This window comes from Streptomyces tremellae, from assembly GCF_039540215.1.
In the GTDB taxonomy this organism is placed as follows: Bacteria; Actinomycetota; Actinomycetes; order Streptomycetales; family Streptomycetaceae; genus Streptomyces; species Streptomyces tremellae.
This window is the reverse complement of sequence record NZ_BAABEP010000042.1, coordinates 1-17,089: the sequence shown is the minus strand read 5'-3', so window position 1 is coordinate 17,089 and position 17,089 is coordinate 1. Positions and strand designations below refer to the sequence as shown.

Annotated in this window: 15 protein-coding genes; 1 reads left to right on the top strand and 14 read right to left on the bottom strand. The window is 71.5% G+C overall.

Annotation, left to right across the window (positions count from 1 at the left end):
* Positions 1–12: 12 nt before the first annotated feature.
* The 5 genes from ABEA77_RS24100 to ABEA77_RS24080 form a co-directional block, all read right to left on the bottom strand.
* Complete coding sequence (locus ABEA77_RS24100) at positions 13–1,599, bottom strand: Na+/H+ antiporter (protein ID WP_345651361.1); 1,587 nt, start codon at positions 1,597–1,599, stop codon at positions 13–15.
* 122 nt (positions 1,600–1,721) lie between these two features.
* Positions 1,722–2,198, bottom strand: a complete 477-nt coding sequence (locus ABEA77_RS24095; protein ID WP_345651358.1) for a GNAT family N-acetyltransferase — start codon at positions 2,196–2,198, stop codon at positions 1,722–1,724.
* Positions 2,195–3,133: an RluA family pseudouridine synthase gene (locus ABEA77_RS24090; protein WP_345651479.1), complete on the bottom strand. Its 939-nt coding sequence runs from the start codon at positions 3,131–3,133 to the stop codon at positions 2,195–2,197. The genes ABEA77_RS24095 and ABEA77_RS24090 overlap by 4 nt, the downstream gene beginning before the upstream one ends.
* Positions 3,134–3,166: 33 nt before the next feature.
* Positions 3,167–3,721 (bottom strand): signal peptidase II, encoded by a 555-nt coding sequence (lspA, locus tag ABEA77_RS24085; RefSeq protein WP_345651355.1) that lies wholly within the window; start codon positions 3,719–3,721, stop codon positions 3,167–3,169.
* A gap of 106 nt (positions 3,722–3,827) precedes the next feature.
* A complete protein-coding gene (locus ABEA77_RS24080) occupies positions 3,828–4,253 on the bottom strand; it encodes a TraR/DksA family transcriptional regulator (protein WP_345651352.1) in 426 nt (141 codons plus the stop codon).
* Between the two features lie 951 nt (positions 4,254–5,204).
* Here ABEA77_RS24080 and ileS point away from each other — a divergent pair.
* On the top strand, positions 5,205–8,354 hold the full coding sequence (ileS, locus tag ABEA77_RS24075; RefSeq protein WP_345651477.1) for an isoleucine--tRNA ligase: 3,150 nt from the start codon (positions 5,205–5,207) through the stop codon (positions 8,352–8,354).
* A gap of 165 nt (positions 8,355–8,519) precedes the next feature.
* On the opposite strand, the gene ABEA77_RS24070 is transcribed toward ileS, so the two are convergent.
* The 9 genes from ABEA77_RS24070 to ftsW all read right to left on the bottom strand — a co-directional run.
* Complete coding sequence (locus ABEA77_RS24070) at positions 8,520–9,800, bottom strand: DivIVA domain-containing protein (RefSeq protein WP_345651349.1); 1,281 nt, start codon at positions 9,798–9,800, stop codon at positions 8,520–8,522.
* A 55-nt stretch (positions 9,801–9,855) separates the two neighbouring features.
* The gene (locus tag ABEA77_RS24065) at positions 9,856–10,146 is read right to left on the bottom strand and encodes a YggT family protein (RefSeq protein WP_329458312.1); all 291 of its coding nucleotides are present in this window, start codon (positions 10,144–10,146) and stop codon (positions 9,856–9,858) included.
* Between the two features lie 71 nt (positions 10,147–10,217).
* Positions 10,218–10,832 (bottom strand): cell division protein SepF, encoded by a 615-nt coding sequence (locus ABEA77_RS24060; protein ID WP_345651340.1) that lies wholly within the window; start codon positions 10,830–10,832, stop codon positions 10,218–10,220.
* A 122-nt stretch (positions 10,833–10,954) separates the two neighbouring features.
* Entirely contained in the window at positions 10,955–11,674 is a 720-nt protein-coding gene (locus tag ABEA77_RS24055; protein WP_345651337.1) for a YggS family pyridoxal phosphate-dependent enzyme, read from the bottom strand.
* 4 nt (positions 11,675–11,678) lie between these two features.
* Positions 11,679–12,410 carry a peptidoglycan editing factor PgeF gene (gene pgeF, locus ABEA77_RS24050; RefSeq protein WP_345651474.1) on the bottom strand — a complete coding sequence of 244 codons (732 nt, stop codon included), beginning with the start codon at positions 12,408–12,410 and terminating at the stop codon, positions 11,679–11,681.
* Positions 12,410–13,627 (bottom strand): cell division protein FtsZ, encoded by a 1,218-nt coding sequence (gene ftsZ / locus ABEA77_RS24045; RefSeq protein ID WP_345651334.1) that lies wholly within the window; start codon positions 13,625–13,627, stop codon positions 12,410–12,412. The genes pgeF and ftsZ overlap by 1 nt, the downstream gene beginning before the upstream one ends.
* 284 nt (positions 13,628–13,911) lie before the next feature.
* Positions 13,912–14,703, bottom strand: a complete 792-nt coding sequence (locus ABEA77_RS24040; protein WP_345651331.1) for a cell division protein FtsQ/DivIB — start codon at positions 14,701–14,703, stop codon at positions 13,912–13,914.
* A 42-nt stretch (positions 14,704–14,745) separates the two neighbouring features.
* Complete coding sequence (gene murG, locus ABEA77_RS24035; RefSeq protein WP_345651329.1) at positions 14,746–15,840, bottom strand: undecaprenyldiphospho-muramoylpentapeptide beta-N-acetylglucosaminyltransferase; 1,095 nt, start codon at positions 15,838–15,840, stop codon at positions 14,746–14,748.
* A gap of 6 nt (positions 15,841–15,846) precedes the next feature.
* Positions 15,847–17,089 (bottom strand): putative lipid II flippase FtsW (gene ftsW / locus ABEA77_RS24030; RefSeq protein WP_345651326.1); only part of this gene is annotated, 1,243 nt, incomplete at its 5' end.

The following is a 17,089-nucleotide window of genomic DNA, read 5'->3' as shown; positions in this document are numbered from 1 at the left end:
CGCCGCCACAGCTCAGCGCATCGAGCGCACGTCGAGGTGGCGCAGCACCCGGTCCACGACCTCCGGGTCGGAGCCGGGCTCGTTGCGTGCCGACAGCACCTCGTGGCGGGCCGCCGACATCATGTCCCGCTGGACGCGCCGCAGCGTCTGCACGTACGCGATCCGCCGCGCGAACCACTCCCTGCGCTCGTCGTCGACGACGAACGGGCTGATCCGGGCGCCGATGTCGAAGGCCGTACGGGTCAGCCGCTCGCTGATCTCGTCCGGCAGGTCCTCGACGCTCTCGATCTCCTTGAGCCGGTGGCGCGCCGCCCGCGCCGCCCGCACCGCGAGGTCGTGTTCGAGCTTGCGCTCCGCGTCCGCGTCCGCGGTGACGCCGAGCCGCCGCACCAGCCAGGGCAGGGTGAGGCCCTGGACCACCAGGGTCGCCATGATCACCGCGAAGGCGATGAAGACGATCTCGTCGCGGCCGGGGAACGGATGGCCGTCGTCCGTGGTGAGCGGCACCGCGAGCGCCAGCGCGACGGACGCCACGCCCCGCATCCCCGACCACCACATGACGACGCTCTCCCGCCAGCTCATCGGGATCTCCTCGTCGAGGTCGCGCAGCCGGTGCAGCTTCTTCGCGACCCACGCGGCGGGCAGCAGGTACAGCAGCCGTACGACGACCACGACGCCGACGATCGCCGCGCCCCACACCACCAGCTGGGTCTCGTGGCCCTGGCCCATGTGGAAGGCGTTGTGCAGTTCGAGCCCGATCAGGCCGAACGCGACCCCGGTGACCAGCGTGTCCACGATCTCCCAGAAGGAGTTGCCCGCGAGGCGGCCCATGACGTCGTCGGCGTCCGCGGTGTGCTCCGCGAGGAACAGCGCCGTCGTGAGGACCGCGAGCACGCCGGAGCCGTGCAGCTCCTCGGCGAGTACGTACGCGACGAACGGCACCAGCAGCGTCAGCCCGATCTGGAGCGTGGCGTCGCCGAGCACCGACATCAGCTTGTTGGACACCCAGCCGAGCGCGAGCCCGATCGCCACGGCGACCACGGCGGAGAGCACCAGCTGTCCCACGGCCCCCGGCCAGGAGAAGCTGCCGCTGACGACCGCGGCGATCGCCGCGTGGTAGATCACGATCGCGGTGACGTCGTTGAACAGGCCCTCGCCCTCCAGGATGGAGACCAGGCGCCTGGGCAGGCCGAGCGACCCGGCGACGGCGGTCGCGGCGACCGGGTCGGGCGGTGCGACGAGCGCGCCGAGCGCGACCGCGGCGGCGATGGGCAGGCCGGGCACGATCGCGTTCGCCACCGCCGCGACGGCGATGGTGGTGATGAACACCAGCGCCACCGCGAGCAGGAAGATGGGCCGCTTGTTGGCCGCGAACTGCCGCCAGGAGGTGCGCTGCACCGCCGCGTACAGCAGGGGCGGCAGCAGCAGGGGCAGGATGTACTGCGGCGGTACCTGCACGTTCGGTACGAAGGGGAGCAGCGCGAGCACGACCCCGATCAGCGTCATCAGGACCGGTGAGGGCAGTCCGATCCGCTCGCCCAGGGGAACCGTCACCACCGCACCGAGCAACAGCACGAACAGCAGCGCCAACTGGTCCACGGATACGCCTCCGACAGGTGATCATGGCCGCCTGTGACCAGGCCGCCCCAACGTGCCACGCGGGGGCCGCGGACCGGCCGCACTCCCCGCCGCGGGGCGCGGCCCGGCCGCGGCCCCCGCCCTCACAGCTCCCGGCGCATCGACCGGTGCGGGATGCCCGCGTCGAGGAACTCCTCGCCGTACGCGGTGTAGCCGAGGCGCTCGTAGAAGCCGAGCGCGTGGGTCTGCGCGTGCAGGTCGACGGCGCCGAGCCCGGCGGCGCGCGCCGCGTCCTCGATGCCGCGGACCAGGGCCGCGCCGATGCCGAGGCCGCGCGCCGCCGACCTGACGGCGAGCCGGCCGAGCGCGCCCACCCGCGGGTCGCCGCCGGTCACATCGGCCGCGCCGGGCCCGTGCAGCAGCCGCCCGGTGCCGAGCGGCGTGCCGTCCTCGGCGACGGCGAGCACCTGGAGCGCGTCGCCGTCCCTGCCGTCGAGGTCGATGTCCTCCGCTATGCCCTGCTCGTGGCGGAAGACCTCCTTGCGCAGGGCGAAGCACGCCTCCAGGTCGGCGGGGTCCCGCGCGAGCCGCACGGTGCACGGCGCGGCGGCGCCGCTCATGCGTTGCTCTCCTCGCGGACGGTGTCGAGCGCGCCCTGGAGGTCCGCGGGGTAGTCGCTCGCGAACTCGGCCCAGCCGCCGTCCGCGGGGTGCTCGAAGCCGAGGCTGACGGCGTGCAGCCACTGCCTGGTCAGGCCGAGGCGCTTGGCGAGCGTCGGGTCGGCGCCGTACGTCAGGTCGCCCACGCAGGGGTGGCGGTGTGCCGACATGTGGACGCGGATCTGGTGTGTGCGGCCGGTCTCCAGCTTGATGGTCAGCAGCGAGGCGGCGCGGAACGCCTCCATGAGGTCGTAGTGCGTCACCGAAGGCTTGCCGTCCACGGTCACCGCCCACTTGTAGTCCGCCGTGGGGTGGCGGCCGATGGGCGCGTCGATCGTGCCGCTCATCGGGTCGGGCAGGCCCTGCACGAGCGCGTGGTAGCGCTTGTCGACCGTGCGCTCCTTGAACTGCCGCTTCAGCAGGGTGTACGCGCGCTCCGACTTCGCCACGACCATGAGACCCGACGTGCCGACGTCGAGCCGGTGCACGATGCCCTGCCGCTCGGCCGCGCCCGACGTGGAGATGCGGTAGCCGGCGGCGGCGAGCCCGCCGATGACGGTGGGGCCGTTCCAGCCGGGGCTCGGGTGCGCGGCGACGCCGACCGGCTTGACGATCACGACGATGTCGTCGTCGTCGTGGACGATCTCCATGCCCTCGACGGGCTCGGCGACGATCTGCACGGGCGCGGACGCGCCCGGCATCTCGACCTCGAGCCAGGCCCCCGCGGTGACCCGGTCCGACTTGCCGACGACGGCGCCGTCGACCTGCACCTTGCCCTGGGCGGCCAGCTCCGCCGCCTTCGTACGACTGAGTCCGAACACGCGCGCGAGGGCGGCGTCGACGCGCTCGCCCTCAAGGCCGTCGGGTACAGGGAGTGTTCTGATGTCCGGAATGATGGCCGTCCCGTGGTGATGGTGTCCTGGGCCGCGTCAGTTCCGGTGGAGCGTCCCGTCCGGGTCGAGCCCGCGGAACGACAGCAGCACTACAAGGATGCCACCGCAGGTGATCGCCGAGTCGGCCAGGTTGAAGACCGCGAAGTGCGCGGGGGCGATGAAGTCGACCACCGCGCCCTCGAACAGGCCGGGAGCCCGGAAGATCCGGTCGGTGAGGTTGCCGAGCGCGCCGCCGAGCAGCAGCCCGAGCGCCAGCGCCCACGGCAGGCTGTACAGGCGCCTGGCGAGGCGGGCGATCACCGCGATCACCGCGGCCGCGATGATCGTGAAGATCACCGTGTAGGCCGTGCCGACGCCGAACGCCGCGCCGGGGTTCCTGATCACGCGCAGTTCGAGGGCGCTGCCGAGAAGTCGTACGGGCTCGTGGAACTCCAGCTTCGCCACGACGAGCAGCTTGCTGCCGAGGTCGAGCAGGTAGGCCACGGCGGCCACCGCGAACAGGACGGCGATCCGCCGCCTGCCCCGCTCGGCGGGGACGGCGGCGTCGTCGTCTGCCTCCGGCGTACCGATGATGCGCTCCGCCTCTGCCACGTGAGTCCCTCGACAAGCTAGCTGCCAACCCGCCGGGTCCTCGCGGCCCCGCTGGTGCCTTGTGTGAGAACGAGGGTACGACACGGTGCCGCGGAGGCGGCGGTCCTCAGCCCCTGCGCTCCTGCTTCTGCTTGTCCTCGACGCACAGGGTGGCGCGGGGGAACGCCTGCATGCGGGCCTTGCCGATCGGCTTGCCGCACACCTCGCACAGGCCGTAGGTGCCCGCGTCGAGGCGGTGCAGGGCCCGCTCGGTCTGTTCGAGCATCTCGCGGGCGTTGCCGGCGAGCGCCAGCTCGTGTTCGCGGGTGATGTTCTTCGTGCCGGTGTCGGCCTCGTCGTCCCCCGCGCCGTCCGCGGAGTCGCGCATCAGCCCGGCGAGCGCGCGCTCGGACGCGGTGATCTCGGCGGTCAGCCGCGCGGCCTCGTCCTCAAGGCCGCTGCGTGCCTGGGCCACCTCGGCCTCGGTCCACGGGTCCTCCCCCGGCCTGACCGGGAGCTCGCCGGGTGCCGCCTGGGTCTTCTTCGCTGCCACCGTCTCTGCTCCTGTCTGGGCGTTTCTCGTGGTGTTCTTCGGGGCCCGGCTCGCTCTTTCGGCGCCCTCGGCGGAGGGTCCACCGGCCGCCGGTCCTCCGGGGGCAGCCCTTTTTGCCGCTGTCCGGTTGGTACGTGGTCCTTCAGCCGCTCGTCTTGCCGGCGCCTTCTTCCGGGCCCCCTTGGCGTCCTTCGCCCCTCCAGCGCCCTCATCAGGCGCCTCACCGCTCTCAGGCGGCCCGGGGGCGGCCTCCTTGGCTGCCGTCCGGTTGGTACGTGATCCTCCGGGCGCTCGTTTCGCCGGCGCCCTCCTGGCCTGCGCCTTCTTCGCGGGTGTCTCCGGGGTCGCGGAGCTCGCCCTGGTCGGTTTCTTCGCCATGGCCGCGGCCCCTTCACATTTCGTGATCTTGCCCGCAAATCGTGTTGGGACGATAAATCGACACCAGCTCCGCGGCAACGGGGCACGCCGCCCCTTTTGTTCCCTCCCGCCGGCCTCTCCTGGAGCGTCTGCATCCGTTGTGCCCAGCAGTCCGGCGGGTAATCCGCGCTCCCCGGTACCTCCGCACCCCGCCGCGGACCCGGCGTGCGGATGTGGCCATCCGGGTCATGCCCGCCGCCGTGTGGCGCACCGGTACGGAGCGCCCCAAACGGGCCGTACACTGGGCCGAGCGAGAGGCGTGGATGGGGACGAGTAGCCCGAGAGCGGCCAGGAGCGACCCGGGGACGGTGCGAGCCCGGGGGCGGAGCGCGGTGCGAAGGATCACCCCGGAGCCGCCGGAAGAAAGCCCGCGGTACGCGGCGGGTGACTAGACCCGGCAGCGCGACCCCAATGAGGGGGCGCCGGGCGCGGTTGCGCCCGGGGCCAAGGAGGGTGGTACCGCGGGAGCCCCTGCTCTCGTCCCTCCGGACGGAGATGCCGCAGCCCCGCCGGAGGAAGCGCCCGATGACATCAGTGACCCCGCCGCAGTACCGGCCGGTACCCGCGCAGGTCGACCTGCCCGCCCTCGAACACGCCGTGCTCGACTTCTGGCGCGAGGCGAAGATCTTCGCCAAGAGCATGGAGCAGACCGAGGGCCGCCCCGAGTGGGTGTTCAACGAGGGCCCGCCCACCGCGAACGGCATGCCAGGCGCGCACCACATCGAGGCCCGCGTCTTCAAGGACGTCTTCCCCCGCTACCGCACCATGCGTGGCTACCACGTGCCCCGCAAGGCCGGCTGGGACTGCCACGGCCTGCCGGTCGAGCTCGCGGTCGAGAAGGAGCTCGGCTTCGAGGGCAAGAAGGACATCGAGGCGTACGGCATCGCCGCGTTCAACGACCGGTGCCGCGCCTCCGTGACCCGGCATACGGACGCCTTCGAGCAGCTCACCGACCGTATGGGCTACTGGCTGGACATGGACAACGCGTACTGGACGATGAGTCCCGAGTACGTGGACTCCGTCTGGTGGTCGCTGAAGCAGATCTTCGACAAGGGCCTGCTCGTGCAGGACCACCGGGTCGCCCCCTGGTGCCCGCGCGACGAGACGGGCCTGTCGGACCACGAGCTCGCGCAGGGGTACGAGACGGTCGTCGACCCGTCCGTCTACGTGCGCTTCCCGCTGACTTCGGGCCCGCTCGCCGGCCGGGCGTCGATGCTGGTGTGGACGACCACGCCGTGGACGCTGGTCTCGAACACCGCGGTGGCCGCGCACCCCGACGTGCGGTACGTGGTGGCGGGCGACGGCCAGGAGCAGGTGGTGGTCGCCGAGCCGCTGCTGGCTAAGGCGCTCGGGGAGGGCTGGGAGCCGACCGGCGAGTCCTTCACCGGCAGGGAGATGGAGCGGTGGACGTACCGGCGCCCCTTCGACCTGGTCGCGTTCCCCGAGGGCAGCGACGCGCACTACGTCGTCAACGCCGGGTACGTGACGACGGAGGACGGCACCGGCCTCGTCCACCAGTCCCCCGCCTTCGGCGAGGAGGACCTCAAGGTCTGCCGCGCGTACGGCCTGCCGGTGGTCAACCCGGTCCGCCCGAACGGCACCTTCGATCAGGAGGTGCCGCTGGTCGGCGGCGTCTTCTTCAAGAAGGCCGACGAGGCGCTGACGGAGGACCTGCGCGCCAGGGGCCTGCTGTTCAGGCACCTGCCGTACGAGCACAGCTACCCGCACTGCTGGCGCTGCCACACCGCGCTCCTCTACTACGCGCAGCCGTCCTGGTACATCCGTACGACGGCCGTGAAGGACCGCCTGCTCGCGGAGAACGAGCGGACCAACTGGTTCCCCGACTCGGTCAAGCACGGCAGGTACGGGGACTGGCTCAACAACAACATCGACTGGGCGCTGTCCCGCAAGCGCTACTGGGGTACGCCGCTGCCCGTCTGGCGCTGCGCGGCCGAGGAGGGGCACCTGACCTGCGTGGGCTCGCGCGCAGAACTGACGGAGCTGACCGGCGCCGACCAGTCGGGGCTCGACCCGCACCGCCCGTACATCGACGAGGTCACCTTCCCGTGCCCCGAGTGCGGCGAGACGGCGACCCGGGTGGAGGAGGTCATCGACGCCTGGTACGACTCGGGCTCGATGCCGTTCGCGCAGTACGGCTACCCGTACCACAACAGGGAACTGTTCGAGCGGCGCTACCCGGCGCAGTTCATCTCCGAGGCGATCGACCAGACGCGCGGGTGGTTCTACACGCTGATGGCGGTCGGCACGCTCGTCTTCGACCGGTCCTCGTACGAGAACGTGGTGTGCCTCGGCCACATCCTGGCCGAGGACGGCAGGAAGATGTCCAAGCACCTGGGCAACATCCTCGAACCGATCCCGCTGATGGACCAGCACGGCGCGGACGCGGTCCGCTGGTTCATGGCCGCGGGCGGCTCGCCGTGGGCGGCCCGCCGGGTCGGCCACACCACGATCCAGGAGGTCGTGCGCAAGACCCTGCTGACGTACTGGAACACCGCCGCGTTCCAGGCGCTGTACGCGCGCACCTCGGGCTGGGCGCCGTCCGCGGCCGACCCGGCGCCCGCGGAGCGGCCGCTGCTCGACCGCTGGCTGCTCGGCGAGGCGCACGCGCTGGCCGAACAGGCCACGCAGGCGATGGAGGCCTTCGACACGCAGCGCGCGGGCAAGCTGCTCTCCGCGTTCGTGGACGACCTGTCGAACTGGTACGTGCGCCGCTCGCGACGCCGCTTCTGGCAGGGCGACAAGGCGGCGCTGCGCACGCTGCACGAGGTCCTCGAAACGGTCACGCGGCTGATGGCGCCGCTGACGCCGTTCATCACCGAGCGGGTGTGGCAGGACATGGTCGTGCCGGTGACGCCCGGCGCGCCCGAGTCGGTGCACCTGGCGAGCTGGCCCGAGGCGGACCGGGCACTGATCGACCCGGAGCTGTCGCGGCAGATGGCGCTGGTGCGGCGGCTCGTCGAACTCGGTCGCGCCACCCGTGCCGAGTCGGGCGTGAAGACGCGCCAGCCGCTGTCGCGCGCGCTGATCGCGGCCTCCGGCTTCGAGTCGCTGCCCGCGGGGCTGCGCGAGCAGATCACCGACGAGCTGAACGTGTCGGCGCTCGCGACGCTCTCCGAGGTCGGCGGCTCGCTGGTGGACACCACGGCGAAGGCCAACTTCCGTGCGCTGGGCAAGCGGTTCGGCAAGCGGGTGCAGGACGTGGCGAGGGCCGTCGCCGCGGCGGACGCGGCGGAGCTGTCGCGCGCGCTGCGCGAGGGCACGGCGTCCGTCGAGGTCGACGGCGAGCGGGTGGACCTCTCGCCCGACGAGGTGATCATCACGGAGACCCCGCGCGAGGGCTGGTCGGTGGCGTCCGACGCGGGCGCGACGGTGGCGCTCGACCTGGAGATCACCCCGGAGTTGCGGCTCGCCGGTCTTGCGCGCGACGCGATCCGGCTGATCCAGGAGGCCCGCAAGAACAGCGGCCTCGACGTCGCCGACCGGATCGCGCTGCGCTGGCGTTCGACGTCCGACGAGGTCACCGAGGCGCTGACGCGGCACGCCGGCCTGATCGCCGACGAGGTGCTCGCGACGGACTTCGCCGAGGGCGAGCCCGCGGCGGGCTACGGCGAGGCGTTCACGGACGCGGGCCTCGGCCTGGTGTTCCATCTGCGCAAGGCATGATCGCAGGAGGCGGGTTGCCGCCCGGTCCCCGGGCGGCAACCCGCCGTCGTGCGCGCGCGGGCAGGCAAAAGGGCCGGGCCCGAGTCCTGGTGGGGACTCGGGCCCGGCCCTTCGTGCGGCCTGCCGACGGCCGTCAGTGGTGCACGCGCGCCGCGTGCCCCGGCCTCAGTTGTCGTCCTCGTCGATGAGGAAGCCGCGCATCGGCGAGGGCGCCTGCTGCATCGGCTGCGGGGCCTGCGGCCTGACCGGTGCCATCGGCTGGGTCATCGCGGGCGACATCTGCTGCTGGCCGCCGTACGAAGGACCGGACGAGGGCCCGCCGTTCATGGAGGGGCCGCTGCCCATCGAGTGGCCGAGCGATCCCGCGCCCGCGGACGCCATGGAGGGCGACGGCGGCAGCGAGGGAGCGGACGACGGCGTGCGCGGCGGGGCGAGCGAGTCGTCCGCCTGGGTCTCCAGCTGGCGGAGCTGGCTCTCCAGGTACGACTTCAGACGCGTGCGGTACTCGCGCTCGAACCCGCGCAGGTCCTCGACCTTGCGCTCCAGCGTGGCGCGCGCGGACTCCAGGGAGCCCATCGCGACACGGTGCTTCTCCTGAGCGTCCCGCTCCAGCGCGTCGGCCTTGGCGCGGGCGTCGCGCTCCAGGCCCTCGGCGCGGCTGCGCGCCTCACCGACGATCTTGTTGGCCTCGGACCGCGCCTCGGCGATCGCCTGGTCGGCGGTCTGCTGGGCGAGAGAGAGGACACGGGCAGCGCTGTCGCCGCCGGGACCACCGGGCTGGCCGAGCTGCGGGGCGTGGCCCATCGGGCCGGGACCGCCCATCGGACCGCCCATGGGGCCGCCCATCGGACCGGGACCGCCCATGTGCTGCTGCATCTGACCGGGACCGCCCTGCATGCCGGGGCCGCCCATCTGCTGCTGCATCTGACCGGGACCGCCCTGCATGCCGGGGCCACCCTGCATGGGTCCGCCCTGCATGCCGGGACCACCCTGCATGCCGGGGCCGTGCTGGCCCTGCGGACCCTGGGGACCGTGCCCCTGCGGGCCGCCAGGCCCCTGCGGACCCTGCTGGCCCTGCGGACCGTGCCCGCTCGGGCCCGCCGGCAGCTGGGGGGGACCCATCTGCGGGGGCTGCTGCTGCACGGGGGGTCCGGATATGGCAGCGGGAACGGGACCGTTCGGTCCGCCCTGGCCCTGCGGGCCGCCGGGACCCTGCCGGTCCTGCGGCTCGGGCGACTTGCGCATGTTCTGCTGCTGCTGGTTCTGCGCGGCCGCTCGCGTGGCGGCGGCCAGCTTGGCCCGCAGGTCCTCGTTCTCGCGGAGCAGGCGAGTCAGTTCGGCCTCGACCTCGTCGAGAAAGGCATCGACCTCGTCCTCGTCATAGCCTTCTCGGAGGCGGACGGTCGTGAACTGCTTGTTCCGCACGTCCTCGGGGGTCAACGGCATCTCTTCTTCACCTCTACGTAGTCGTCGGCAGTCGGCAAGACCGTATCGTCCACACTCATCCCGCGAACCCGCCTACGACGGAAATCAGAATGTAAACGATGATCATCAGAACGAAGAAGGACAGGTCGAGTGCCACGCCCCCGAGACGCAGCGGCGGGATGAACCGCCGCAGAAGCTTGAGCGGTGGATCGGTGACAGTGTAGGTGGCCTCAAGTACGACCACCATCGCCTTCCCGGGTTGCCATGAACGTGCGAACTGGAAGACGTAGTCCATGACCAACCGGAAGATCAGCACGATCAGGAAGCACATCAGAGCGATGTAGATCACCTGCAGCGCTACGCCCATCCCGCGCTTCCCTCTCCCCTGACTTCACTCGGTCCGGCCGGGCGGCCGGAGTCGTACCCGGTGTCGTGTTCTCAGCTCTGGTTGAAGAATCCGCCCTCTGCGATGCGGGCCTTGTCCTCCGCCGTGACATCGACGTTAGCAGGAGACAGCAGGAACACCTTCTGGGTCACGCGTTCAATGCTGCCATGCAGACCGAAGACGAGTCCTGCCGCAAAGTCGACAAGTCGCTTCGCGTCGGTGTCGTCCATCTCGGTCAAGTTCATGATCACCGGGGTGCCTTCGCGGAAGTGTTCCCCGATAGTACGGGCCTCGTTGTAGGTCCGCGGGTGCAATGTGGTGATGCGGTAGGGCTCCCGCTCCGACACGACCTTGGGCATGATCACCGGTGCGTTCTTCTCCAGACTGGGACGTTCAGGTGTGATGGACGACACGGGGGCGATTCGCGCGGGTCGTCCGCTTTCGGCCGCTAGCGGCACCGGCTCACGCTCGCGTTCGCGCTGCGGAGGGGGGCCCGGCACCCGCACCGGCTCCTCGCGCTCCGGCTGGTGCGCGGGTTGACGCCGGTGCTCCCGCTCGGGCTCCGGCTCGGGTTCGAAGTCGTCGTCGGGGTCGAAGCCCCTGCCGTCGTACCCATCGTCCTCCACGAGGCCGAGGTACACCGCCATCTTGCGCATCGCGCCGGCCATGCTCCGGTTCCTCCGCTCTGTGGTGGATCACTCGTCACCAAGTGTCCGCGATCCACTCGGCCTGCCCGCCTTCCGGCGGAAATGACCATATTTTCTACTCTGGTCCGACTTGCTTCGCGACGTTACCCGAGCCGGGGTCGGACTCCGAGGACCGCCGTACCGACGCGTACATGTGTCGCACCCGCCTGTACGGCCTCTTCGAGGTCCGCGCTCATCCCTGCCGAGACCATCGTCGCAGCAGGATGGTCCGCCCGCAGGCGGGATGAGATTTCCACCAGCCGTTCGAACGCCGCGCGTTGCCGTCCCGCGAACGGTCCGGCGAGCGGGGCGACGGTCATCAGACCATCGAGCCGCAACCCCTCTGCCCCGGCCACCGCCGCGGCCAACTCCTCGACGCCGTCCGGTGCGACGCCCCCGCGCTCCCCGCGCTCGCCCGACTCCGCGTCGAGCGCGACCTGGAGCAGACAGCCGACCTCGCGCCCCGCACGGACCGCGGCCGCGGACAGCGCGGTCACCAGCCTGAGCCGGTCGACCGACTGGATCTCGCCCGCGTAACCCACCACGGAACGCGCCTTGTTCGTCTGCAATTGTCCCACGAAGTGCCAGTTCAGCGACAGGTCCGCACAGGCCGCCGCCTTCGGGGCCGCCTCCTGGTCGCGGTTCTCCGCGACCTCGCGCACGCCGAGCGAGTGGAGTATGCGGACGTCGTCGGCGGGGTAGGTCTTGGTGACCGCGATCAGGGTCACCTCCCCCGGGTCGCGTCCCGCGGCCGCGCACGCGGCGGCGATCCGTTCCCTGACGGCGGTGAGATTGCGGGAGAGTTCCGCCTTGCGGTCGCTCATGTGCTCAGTCCAGCCAGACATAGCCGGCGAGCCGACCGGTGGTGCGGTCCCGGCGGTACGAGTAGTGGTCCGCCGACTCGCGCGTGCAGACGGGCGAGCGCCGCAGGTCGCGCACGCCGAGTCCGGCGAGTTGGGCATGGACGCCGGTGGCGACGTCGACCGCGGGGGTGCCCCAGCTCGTCTCCGCGTACGCCTCGGGCACGACGGCAGCGACGTCGGCGCGCATCGCGTCCGGCACTTCGTAGCACCGGCCGCAGACGGCGGGCCCGGTGTACGCGGTGACGCGGGCGGGGTCGGCGCCCCGCTCCACCATGGCGCGCACCGCGGCGCTGACCACGCCGGCGACGAGACCGGGACGGCCCGCGTGCGCGGCGGCGGCGATGCCCGCGGCCGGGTCGGCGAGCAGTACGGGCACGCAGTCCGCGGTCAGGACCGCGAGCGCGAGGCCGCGTTCGCCGGTGACCAGCGCGTCCACCGCGGGGACCGCGTCCCCCTCGGTCCAGGGACCGGTGACGTGGGCGACCTCGCGCCCGTGCACCTGGTTCATCCACACGACCCGGGACGGGTCGAGGCCGAGCGCCCCGGCTGCGCGCTTCCTGTTGGCGAGGACCGCGGCCGGGTCGTCGCCCACCGCACCGCCGAGGTTGAGCTCCTCGTACGGAGCGGCGCTCACCCCGCCCCACCGGTCGGTGAAGGCGAAGTGGGCGCCGCCCGTGGTCGCGAGGGTTTCCCGTATCACTTGAGGAAGTCCGGGACGTCCAGTTCCTCGGCCTGGCTGTCCTGGAAGGGCGGACGGGTCGGCGGAACGTGCGGGGTGGAGACCGGCGGAAGCGGCTTCTCCGCGACCGGAGGCGCGGACTCCGCGGGGGCCGCGGGCTCCTCGGGGGCGGGCACCGTGCCGAGGCCGCCGGACGCGGGGCGCCCGCCGTCCAGCGGACGCGGCGCCGGGGACTCCTCACGCTTGCCCGCCGACGAGCCGAGGACCGTCTCGCGCCTGGCCGGCGGCTGACCGCCGTCGAAGCCGGCCGCGATCACGGTGACCCTGACCTCGTCGCCGAGCGCGTCGTCGATGACCGCACCGAAGATGATGTTCGCCTCGGGGTGCGCGGCCTCGCTGACCAGTTGGGCCGCCTCGTTGATCTCGAAGAGGCCGAGGTCGCTGCCGCCCGAGATGGAGAGCAGCACGCCGCGTGCGCCGTCGATGGACGCTTCGAGCAGCGGTGAGGAGATCGCCATCTCGGCGGCGGCCACCGCGCGGTCGTCGCCACGCGCCGAGCCGATGCCCATGAGCGCCGAGCCCGCCTCGGACATCACGGACTTGACGTCGGCGAAGTCGAGGTTGATCAGGCCGGGCGTGGTGATGAGGTCGGTGATGCCCTGGACGCCGGAGAGCAGCACCTGGTCCGCGGACTTGAACGCGTCGAGCACGCTGACCTGGCGGTCCGAGATGGACAGCAGCCGGTCGTTGGGGATGACGATGAGGGTGTCGACCTCTTCGCGGAGTTCGGCGATGCCGTCCTCCGCCTGGTTGGCGCGGCGGCGCCCCTCGAAGGTGAACGGGCGCGTGACCACGCCGATCGTGAGGGCGCCGAGCGAGCGGGCGATGTTGGCGACGACGGGTGCGCCGCCGGTGCCGGTGCCACCGCCCTCGCCCGCCGTGACGAAGACCATGTCGGCCCCCTTGAGGACCTCCTCGATCTCCTCCCGGTGGTCCTCTGCCGCCTTGCGGCCGACCGCCGGATTGGCGCCGGCGCCGAGGCCGCGGGTGAGTTCGCGGCCGACGTCGAGCTTGACGTCGGCGTCGCTCATCAGCAGGGCTTGCGCATCGGTGTTGATCGCGATGAACTCGACACCCTTGAGACCGACCTCGATCATTCGGTTGATGGCATTGACACCACCGCCGCCGACACCGATGACCTTGATGACTGCGAGGTAGTTCTGCGGTGCTGCCACGTCGAAGGCCTCTCGCCTCGGGTTACGTGCCGCCGCGCGGACACATCCGCTGCGCGACGGCTGATGCCGATGGGACGGTCCGAATCGCCGACCCGAACCCTAACGTTGAAGTTTAGGGTTAGTAGTGTGTCTGTTCTTGGACTTCTTTGGACTCTCCGAACAGGACACTAAGGCGACAAGTGGCGGACGTTCAATGAACACGCCGAACCTCCCGTGTTTCTTTTCACCCTATGTGATCACCCGTAGCGCTGGCCAACCAGGGGTCCTGCCAGCGAAAACGTGCGTCAACTCACCGACGACGCAGGGGCACTGGGCGCACTCACGTCGAAATGGTCCGCTTTAGGGGCGGCTTTGAGGAGAGCGGTCAGAGCGCGCGCCTTGGCCGCGCCCTCCTCACCGCTCCCCCACATCACCGTACGGCCGTCCGACAGCCGCAGGGAAACGGAATCGTAGGACCGGACCTGGAGCGACCGGGTGTCACGGGCCACTTGCGCGGGCAGCGCGGCCCGTACCGCCGCCGCCTCGCGCAGCAGCCGGGTGACCGGGAAACGGGGCGAGACCGCCTTCGGATCCGGGGTCAATTCCAGCTGTGGAACGCCCCGGGGTGCATTCCTGACCGTGTCGAAACGCACGCCCTCGGCGTCGACTTCGGTGAAGTCCGCGCCCTTCTTCATGACCAGAACAGGCACACGTTCCGTGACTTTCACCTCGGCCGTGTGCGGCCACGATCGGGAGACCGCCACGGAATCGACGCGCGGCAGGGCCCGTTCGACGCGCGCCGCGACCGCACCGGTGTCCAGGGAGGCGAGCGGCGAGCCGAGCGGCACCCGCGCGGCGCCGGTCACCTGCTCCGAGGTCAGCACCCGGGCGCCGGTGACCTGGACCCGGGTGAGCCGCAGCCACGAGGAGCCGTAGAGGACCCAGAGGACGAGGCCGAGCAGCACAACCGCTCCGGCCAGTACGACGATCAGCCTGCGCAGGGGGACGCGCGGGCCGCCGGACCGCTCGCCACCGGGGCGGCCGGACTCCGACCGCGGCTGCCGCGCGTCGCGCTCGGCTGTGGTCGGTCCGGCCATATGCCCCTGCCTCTCGGTCGGTTGGGCCCGTGGGCCCGTGCCTCACACCTGGCGGTGCGCGGCGATCGCCTCGTACACCATGCCGACGAGCAGGTCGTCGGCGTCCCTGCGGCCGAACTCGGAGGCCGCGCGGGACATTTCGTACAGCCGGTGCGGATCGGCCAGTACCGGAAGGACGCTGTTCTGCACCCACTGGGGAGTCAGCTCCGCGTCGTCGACGAGGAGTCCGCCGCCCGCCTTCACCACCGGCTGCGCGTTGAGCCGCTGTTCACCGTTGCCGATCGGCAGCGGCACGTAGGCGGCGGGCAGCCCGACGGCGGAGAGCTCCGCCACGGTCATCGCGCCCGCGCGGCAGAGCATCATGTCGGCCGCGGCGTACGCGAGGTCCATCCGGTCCACGTACGGTACCGGGATGTAGGGCGGCATTCCCGGCATGTTGTCCACGTGCGGCATTTCGTTCTTCGGGCCGACCGCGTGCAGGATCTGGATGCCGGAGCGCTGGAGCACCGGGGCGACCTGCTGGACCACCTCGTTGAGCCTGCGGGCGCCCTGCGAGCCGCCGGAGACCAGCAGCGTCGGGAGGTTGGGGTCGAGGCCGAACGCGGCCCGCGCCTCCGGCCGCACCTTCGCGCGGTCGAGCATGGCGATGCTGCGGCGCAGCGGGATCCCGATGTAGCGGGCGCCGCGCAGCTTGCTGTCGGGGGTGGAGACGGCGACGGCGGCCGCATAGCGCGAGCCGATCTTGTTGGCGAGGCCGGGGCGCGCGTTCGCCTCGTGGATGACGATCGGAACGCCCAGCCGCTTGGCCGCGAGATAGCCGGGGAGCGCCACATAGCCGCCGAAGCCGACCACGCAGTCGGCCTTGGTCCGTTCCATGACCTGCTCGGCCGCCTTGATGGTGCCGCGCAGCCGGCCGGGCACCGTGATCAGCTCGGGCGTGGGCTTGCGGGGCAGCGGCACGGCGGGGATGAGCGCCAGTTCGTACCCCCGCTCGGGGACGAGCCTGGTCTCCAGGCCGCGCTCCGTGCCGAGCGCCGTGATCCCGGTGGTGGGATCGGCCCTGCGCAGCGCGTCCGCGAGGGCGAGCGCGGGCTCGATGTGGCCGGCGGTCCCTCCGCCTGCGAGTACGACATGCACCGAAATTCACCGCTCTCCGGACGGCCTCTGCTTGACGCGCCGTCTCATCGTCATCCATCTCAGCCCGCCCGGCCTCCTGCCGGGTGCGGACGCCCGCACGGCCAGAGCCGCCTTCGCCGCCGGCTCCTGCCGCGCGAAGGCGATCAGCAGTCCGACGGCGAACATCGTCGGAAGCAGGGCCGACCCTCCGTAGGAGAACAGCGGGAGCGGGACGCCCGCGATCGGCAGCAGGCCGAGCACGGCACCGATGTTGACCACGGCCTGGGCCGTGATCCAGGTGGTCACGCCTCCCGCGGCATACCTCACGAAGGGGTCCTCCGTGCTTCCGGCCACGCGGATACCCGCATAGCCTAGAGCCGCGAACAGGGCGAGCACCGACAGCGTCCCTGCCAGGCCCAGTTCCTCCCCGGTGATGGCGAAAATGAAGTCGGTGTGGGGTTCTGGCAGCTGGCCCCATTTCTCCACGCTGGCGCCGAGGCCCGAGCCGAACCAGCCGCCGCCCGCGAGCGCGTAGAGGCCGTGCACGGCCTGCCAGCACTGGTCGTCGGGGCCGAGGGCGCTCGCGCCGATGCAGTCGAGGCGGCCCATCCGGTTGGGGCTCGTCTTGACGAGCATGGCGCCGATGGCGAGCGCGACGCCGAGCACCCCGGCGAACAGCCGGGTGGGCGCCCCGGCGAGCCAGAGCAGGCCGAAGAGGATCGCGGTGAGGATGATCGCGGTGCCCAGGTCCCCGCCGAGCATGATCAGGCCGAGCAGGAAGAACGCGCACGGCACCAGCGGCACCAGCAGGTGCTTCCACTGGTTGAGCAGCCGCTTCTCCTGCTTGCGCGCGAGCAGGTCGGCGCCCCACAGGACGAGGGCGAGCTTGGCGAACTCGCTTGGCTGGAGCTGGAAGGCGCCGAAGCCGATCCAGTTCTGGTTGCCGTTGACCGACTGCCCTATCCCCGGCACCTGCACGAGCGCCATCAGGAAGACCGTCACGACCAGCAGCGGGTAGGCGAGCGCCCGGTGCAGCCTGACCGGCATGCGGGTGGCGATGAGCAGCAGGACGCCGCCGATCAGCGCGGCGAGGAACTGCTTGCGGAAGAAGTACGAGGCGGGCAGCGACAGTTCGAGCGCCTTGATCATCGAGGCCGAGTAGACCATCACGAGCCCGAGCACGATGATCAGTGAGGCGCTGCCGATGATCAGGTAGTACGCGGTGAGCGGGCGGTCCCAGGCGCGCCTGGCCTGTTCGTACCTCCTGCGC